Consider the following 6,497-nt stretch of genomic DNA (forward strand, 5'->3'; position numbering starts at 1 on the left):
AAACCGCGGCCATGCGGGTCCGGCGCCGGCACGATCTTCTCGATCAGTCCCCGAAGCGCCTCCTTCGTCTCCTCCATGCCGCCAGGTTCCGTTAGCCCGCTGGCCAATGCGCCGCGGGCGAGATGGGTCGCGGCCATTGACGGATGGAACCGCACCGGATCCGCGGAGGGCGCGCTGTCAGGTCCATCATAAGCGAGCCCAAATTGACGGCGCTGCAAACTACCACAGACCGGCGTACGCGCTGATCTAGAACTTCAAGCAAGGCTTGTCTTGTCCAGCACGCCGCGAACTGCGGGTTCGACGCGAAGCAACTATTGCCGGCAGATCGCGTTCGACTGTGGGGCCAGGCACCGCTGGTCAGCGGATGAGCGCTGTCTCATCCATCGGCGCCGCCCAACCTGACTGGCCTGAGACTGTTTCCAAGGAGAATTCGATGGATGACGAACGCGTCTGAAGATTTGAGCAAAGCCTTTGGCAGGCTACTGATGAGGCCTATCACGAGCGTGTCGATCCAGAATGTATCATGGCGCTCGGTCACGCGCCGCATTTGTTCGTTGGCAAGGATGCGACAGAGGCAGTCAGCGGAATGTCTGATTGGGAGGACGTGACCTTTTCGGAGAAGTCCGTGTCCCGACCCGAAGAGGGCATGATCGTGGTGGGCTATCAAGTCGCGGCGCTGAAGGGGGAGACCCGCTTCGCGGCCGTCTGCACATCCGTCTATCGCCGCAAAGGGCATGATGACTGGTCGGTCGTCCAACACGCTCAGGTCGCGACTGCAACCTGACCTGCTTGTCGGTCACAGAAGCCGACGGTCGTGAGATTCGAGACGCGTTCACGACCATTGTCGCCTATCGTTTTCCAAGAAAGGTGCAGAACAGGAGGAACCGATGAATGAAGAAGAGTTCGAGGGGCGGCTGCTCGCTCACAGGCGCATGATGCAATTGATAATCACTGCGCTCGCGGACACTCCTTCCGGTGAACGTCTCCAATCGCGGCTCCGGGAGCGCTCGACGTTTCGAGACGGGCAGGAAGATCCTGGAGCAGTCGAGGCCGCCGGCGCTGGTATCGAGCTGGCGCTAGCGGACGAGTTTCGATTGACCGTTGATGGTATCGTCGGCTTTCCTCCCAACGAACCTTCGGTCCGCTCCGCAGGTCCGGAATCGATGCAGGATCCGCCCTTGGATTGGGACTCCGTCGACGAGGCGTCCGATGAGTCTTTCCCTGCCAGTGATTCACCGTCACACGGCTGAGGGTTTGGACATCTTGCTGCCTATGGGCCGGGCGATCACTCTCCACTGACCTTCGTCAAGATTTGCTGGATCTCGACAGGCTTATCCACCCGTGGCACGTCGGCATATTCGGCGGGTATGGCTTCGGGGTCATAGCCAGTAACGAAGATGCACGGTATGCGGTCGAGGCGAATCCTATCAACGACAATGTAGACACGTTCGTCCTGCAAGTCGACGTCTAGGAGTACGAGGTGCGGGGCTGGCCCCTGCGTCAGCAATGCAAGTGCCTCGGCCGCGGTTGGAACGGGGCCCACGACCTCGGCGCCCTGCGCCACCAACGCCTCACACAAGTTCTCGGCCATGACGTATTCATCTTCGACCACAAGGACACGCCGCCCGCTCAGGACGGATCCGCATTGTCGACTGTGGTGAGTGGCCTGACTAGTCATCCCGAGTTTCATCAGCGTATTGCGTGGTTCGATTCATTGCAGCTGAGACAGAGAGTGTGATGCTGCAGCGCAGACCCCGAGACGTGAGTTCGAAAAAAGTTTCAGCCTTCAACTGGTAGGGCAGGGCCTTCTCGATGAGTTCGCGCCCGTAGCCACTGCGGTGATGAGCGGGCTGCCTCCCCTTGGCGCCGTCGTCGGGCTCGCCCGCCGGCGGTGACGCTCCACTCTTACACCATTCCACGTGCAGGCGTCGCTCACCGCCCGAACCCTTAATCAAGTGCCAACTCACACTGAGCCTCCCCTGAGGCTGCGACAGGGCACCATATTTAAGCGCGTTGGTGGCGAACTCGTGGATGCCCAAAGCGAGGGTTTGGACGTGCGAAGATCGCAACAGGATGCCTTGGGCACCCTCGAGCCTGACCGGCGAGCCGGGATCTTTGGGGTCCGTTATTCCATGCGCATCGAACTCGGTTCGGAGAAGCTCATCGAACGAGATGCGTCGGCCGCTATCCAGACGGGACAGTAAGCGGTTCACGCGGTTCAGCGCGCCGAGACGGTCACGAATCTCTGTTTGATCTCCGTCAGCGAGCTGCTCGACGAGAGCGTCTTGTCGGTTACGCCTTGCACCACGCCCATGAGAGTACGCGTGCGATGCTGAAGTTCTGCTACCAGGACGCTCTGCCGCTCCTGGATTTCTCTGAGCTCCTGAACATCGGTGGACGTGCCAAGCCATTCCAAGATCCGACCATTCATGTCCCGCACCGATGTGGCACGGGTTTGAAACCAGCGAAACTCACCCGTCGCCGCCTGTCGAATCCGATAGTCTGCCTCGAACCGGCCGGTGCGCCGCGTTCGCTCCCAGGGTTCACGGGCGCCAGAGCGGTCGTCGGGATGCACAGGCTCCAGCCAGCCCCATCCGCGGCTTTGCAAGTCGGTCTGAGCGGTGAATGCGCTCCACTGCGTGCTGGACCATGTCCAATGCCCGTAGTCGACTGCGCGCCAAACGAGTTGCGGGATACCCTCGCTCAGCGTGCGGAAGCGGACGGAGTTCGCTTTCGCGCAGCGCCGTATCGGCGCTTTTGCGGACCTCGATGTCGATATTCAGTCCGGCCCACTTCGCGATCTTGCCTCTTGCGTCGTAAACGGGAGCGGCGCGGACATTGGTCCAGCGCCATTCGCCATCCTGGGCGCGAGTCGGAATTCGTCATCGACGGTCTTGTGGGCTGCAACAGCTTCTCGCCACTGTCGTTCGGCATACGGGCGATCGTCCGGATGGACCGCGTCCAGCCAGCCGTAGCCCAGCCATTCCTCCAGGGTCTGGCCTGTATGGGCACGCCAACTCGGGCTGTCGGTCGTGACCACGCCAAGGGCGTCGGTCTCCCAGTTCGGTTGCAAAAGGCGTCGCCGAGCCTCGCTGTTGCGGAACTCGTCGAGCTGCAGCAGCCGGTCGACGATGGGCCCGAGAATAATGGCGTAGGTGCGCAAGAACTGCGAGCCGCTACTGTCGAAGTCGCGGGGCTGGGTATCGTCGACCTGGAGAAGTCCGTAGGCGCGTCTGCCCGGCAGGAAAATGGGCACGTTAGCCAGCGCCACCACGCCGGCCTCCTTCATGAAGGGCGGCATATCGAAGCGGTCTTCCCGCGCGATGTCCTTTGATACGACCGGCTCGCCTTCGCGTATGGAGAAAGATTCGGACGAGTTCTCTCCCATGGGAACGTGAATGTGGCCAACCACGTCCGGGGCCCAGTCCACGCCGGCGCGGACGAACAAACTTTCTCCGCCATTCTCAATCTCCAGCACCTTGGCCCGAACTGTTCCAAGTGCCTCGCTCACCAATCGACAGGCCTCGTGCAGCACCTCATCGAGATCTTCGGACTGGAGCGCAAAGTCGCCGAAATCCGCCAGCACTTTTTGGCGTCTCTGCATCATCTCCAATTCTGACATACCTATCCTCCCGGACCGGTTTTCAGGGCACTGGACAGCCGATAGTGTCGCGAGCGGTCAGCTTCCTCGTGATCTCACCGCAGAACGTTATCGTCACCAACGCGTCGTGGGTCGTTTCGTTGCCCAAGCGCAGGATATCGGCAAAATGGCTGCCGATTGCCCATCGCGACGCCGGTTGATTGCAAGCCGGGATCCCGGCGCGCTGCGCCCTCACACGCAATCCACAGAGGCCGAGATCAGGGGTCTGGTCGATGCATGCCGGGCCCGCGGCATCGAGTTCTGTGGTGAGGCGGTCTCGTGACGATGAATAAGTCGATCAGGCCTGCTTGTGGCAACGCACGGAAGCCATCGTACCAAAGCCGCTCAAGAGAACCATGCAAGTGGCGGGCAGCTGAACCAGAGCTGGGGCGCCGCGATAGTAGATCGAAGTATGAGACAGATCCTTTGAAGTGATCTGCGCGGCCTGACGGCGCTTGGCCAAACACTTAACCGCTTGCGGACATTTGAACATAGCTCGACCAATGAGGCATGTTCTTCACGCCACCCCCGACATGGATCAGCCCGGGTAGGTCGTATCCGTTCGGGAAGCGATCCGCGTTTGGAAATCGGTAGACGCTGTCGTGGATCTTGGCATCCTCGAAAATCAGTGGCCAAAGCATGTCGGCAAGGAATGCCTGGTCGCCAAATTTGTTATTGAAATACTTGGGTGATGTTCGAAGCCACTGCCGAATGTTGGGAAGTATACCGGCCATGCCGCCCCACATGCCGGCCAGGATCAATTCGTGGTGGTACGCGTGATCACGCATGATGTGGAAGCGGCGGCCTGAATTCAGCCAGTCGGTCACCGCAAGAAGCTCTTTCGCGTTGAGGCGCGAATCCGCGTCCCTGCACACGAAGACATTGATGTCAGGGTCGTCCGCGGCCAGAAACCGCCACATCGGACGGATCGATGCATCATCCTTGCCGGTCATCATGATCACCTGCGCGCCGTAGGCTTTCAGGGCGTCCCGCGCATCCGCCGGAACGGATCCATCGCAATAGAAACGGGGGGTCCAGCGCACATAAAGGTGCTGTGCAATCTGCGCATTCACGATAGCCCCCGTTATATATTCAGGACGGTCGCCCCAGAGCGAAAACGAAATGATGTTGCGCTGTCTGTCCTCCGGATCGAATCCCCGTCCCCCCGGCTTGATGGTGAAATCCTTGCAGGATGAGGATTTGAAGATCTGCTGCGCGAGTTGGTGCTTCAGCTGAAGATTCCTGAGGCCCTCGCGCTCAGCCTCTTGGGTCTTGCCCACCCTCCAGAGAGAAGCGATCAGCGTGTTTCGCGCTGGCGCATCATCGCGCAGGGAAAGAGCGCGCCTCATCGGATAGATCGCTTCGTCGAACCGGCTAAGCCGCTTCAACAGAACACCAAGGCCACACCAGCCATCGAAATCCTCGGGGTTTCGGCTCGCATAGAGGCGATAACTGTCGATCGCGTCGCTGGTAAGGCCAGCATCGCGCTGGCACATCGCGACGAAGAGCCCGGCCTTCGAATGTGGGCGCATCGCTGCTGCCTCCGAATAGGCAGCGGCGGCTTCGCGAAAGTTGCCGTCGGTGCGTAACTTCTTTGCGCGCTTCATCGTGCGTTCGAACGGTGTGGTTGTGGGCGGTTTCAAGGCGTCACCTCGGGTGATGGTTCAAAGCCGGGTCGGTCGGTCCAGAAGTTTCTCTGGTAGCGGGTAATTCTAAGAAGGCAGCTCCGCCGGTAGCTTCGAGCTTCGCTCGCTAAGGAAAGACGAATCTTTCCTTTAGCGTACCGGCAGACCTCACGCTCCATTTGTACACACTTTAGTATAGTCATATCATACATACTATAGTATCTACGTGAGAGACACCCTGTCACTTCGCCTTTTTCCGAGATTCTCCGGGTCGTATTGGAAGGATTGATCAATGGCACAAAGTATCGTTCAGGCTGGCGCGCTGAGGGACATCCCGCTGCAGGCGTTGCCCGGTGACATCAGCGGCTACGCGCGGTCAGGCAGTGATCTGACGGTGATGCTGGCGAGCGGCGACGAGATTCTCGTCCAGGGCTTCTACGACCCCGCCGCCGACGGCGCGCCCCACCAGCTTGTTCTGGGTGACGGGACGATCATCCTTGCGGATGATGCCGAAGGGGAAGAGGCCGGACTGGGCGCCGGCATGTCCGATGAGCAGGTCGCGGCGGCCTTGTGGTCCGCTGGAGCCGTTGGTCTCGCCGCTGCCGGCGGCGGCGGTTCCTCCGGCGGTGGGTCTGCGGGTGCGGACCCGACGGACCCGACGGACGGCACGGACCCGACGGACGGCACGGACCCGACCAATCCTACTGATGGCACCGACCCCACCGATAGCACTGATCCAACTGATCCGACCGACGGGACGGACCCCACTGACGGCACTGACCCGACGGATCCCACCGACGGGACGGACCCGACGGATCCCACCGATGGCACTGACCCCACCGATGGAACGGATCCGACCGATCCGACTGACGGCACCGATCCGACTGACGGCACCGATCCTACTGACGGCACGGATCCAACGGATCCGACCGATCCCACCGACGGAACGGATCCTACTGACGGCACTGACCCGACGGACCCGACTGACGGCACGGACCCGACCGATCCCACCGACGGCACCGATCCTACCGACGGCACTGACCCGACAGACGGTACGGACCCCACCGACCCGACGGATCCTACCGAGGGCACGGACCCAACGGACCCCACCGATCCAACCGACCCAACCGACGGATCTGACCCAACGGACGGCACGGACCCGACCGATCCTACTGATGGCACCGACCCCACCGATGGCACTGATCCAACGGACCCGACGGACGGCACTGACC

Annotated in this window: 8 protein-coding genes; 3 read left to right on the forward strand and 5 right to left on the reverse strand. The window is 61.0% G+C overall.

Features of this window, described 5'->3' with window-relative positions; translation table 11 throughout:
• Positions 1-586: 586 nt before the first annotated feature.
• Both MLD63_RS17820 and MLD63_RS17825 read left to right on the forward strand, forming a co-directional pair.
• The gene (locus MLD63_RS17820; protein WP_255331237.1) at positions 587-784 is read left to right on the forward strand and encodes a hypothetical protein; all 198 of its coding nucleotides are present in this window, start codon (positions 587-589) and stop codon (positions 782-784) included.
• Positions 785-887: 103 nt separating this feature from the next.
• Positions 888-1,250: a hypothetical protein gene (locus MLD63_RS17825; protein ID WP_255331238.1), complete on the forward strand. Its 363-nt coding sequence runs from the start codon at positions 888-890 to the stop codon at positions 1,248-1,250.
• A 35-nt stretch (positions 1,251-1,285) separates the two neighbouring features.
• Here MLD63_RS17825 and MLD63_RS17830 read toward each other — a convergent pair whose 3' ends face one another.
• From MLD63_RS17830 to MLD63_RS17850, 5 genes are all read right to left on the reverse strand, one after another.
• Positions 1,286-1,690 carry a response regulator gene (locus MLD63_RS17830; protein ID WP_369697016.1) on the reverse strand — a complete coding sequence of 135 codons (405 nt, stop codon included), beginning with the start codon at positions 1,688-1,690 and terminating at the stop codon, positions 1,286-1,288.
• Positions 1,671-2,213 (reverse strand): sensor histidine kinase family protein, encoded by a 543-nt coding sequence (locus MLD63_RS17835; RefSeq protein ID WP_255331239.1) that lies wholly within the window; start codon positions 2,211-2,213, stop codon positions 1,671-1,673. The genes MLD63_RS17830 and MLD63_RS17835 overlap by 20 nt, the downstream gene beginning before the upstream one ends.
• A 5-nt stretch (positions 2,214-2,218) precedes the next feature.
• The gene (locus tag MLD63_RS17840) at positions 2,219-2,779 is read right to left on the reverse strand and encodes a PAS domain-containing protein (RefSeq protein ID WP_369697017.1); all 561 of its coding nucleotides are present in this window, start codon (positions 2,777-2,779) and stop codon (positions 2,219-2,221) included.
• Positions 2,780-3,607, reverse strand: coding sequence for a GAF domain-containing protein (locus MLD63_RS17845; RefSeq protein WP_255331243.1), 828 nt, complete (start codon positions 3,605-3,607; stop codon positions 2,780-2,782). It lies immediately after the preceding gene.
• Positions 3,608-4,107: 500 nt separating this feature from the next.
• A complete protein-coding gene (locus tag MLD63_RS17850) occupies positions 4,108-5,247 on the reverse strand; it encodes a tetratricopeptide repeat protein (RefSeq protein WP_255331240.1) in 1,140 nt (379 codons plus the stop codon).
• 310 nt (positions 5,248-5,557) lie between these two features.
• On the opposite strand from MLD63_RS17850, the gene MLD63_RS17855 reads away from it, so the two are divergent.
• Positions 5,558-6,497: BapA/Bap/LapF family prefix-like domain-containing protein (locus MLD63_RS17855; protein WP_439957693.1), on the forward strand; the 940-nt coding region annotated here is incomplete at its 3' end.

Source organism: Paracoccus albicereus (genome assembly GCF_024359525.1).
Lineage (GTDB): Bacteria > Pseudomonadota > Alphaproteobacteria > Rhodobacterales > Rhodobacteraceae > Paracoccus > Paracoccus albicereus.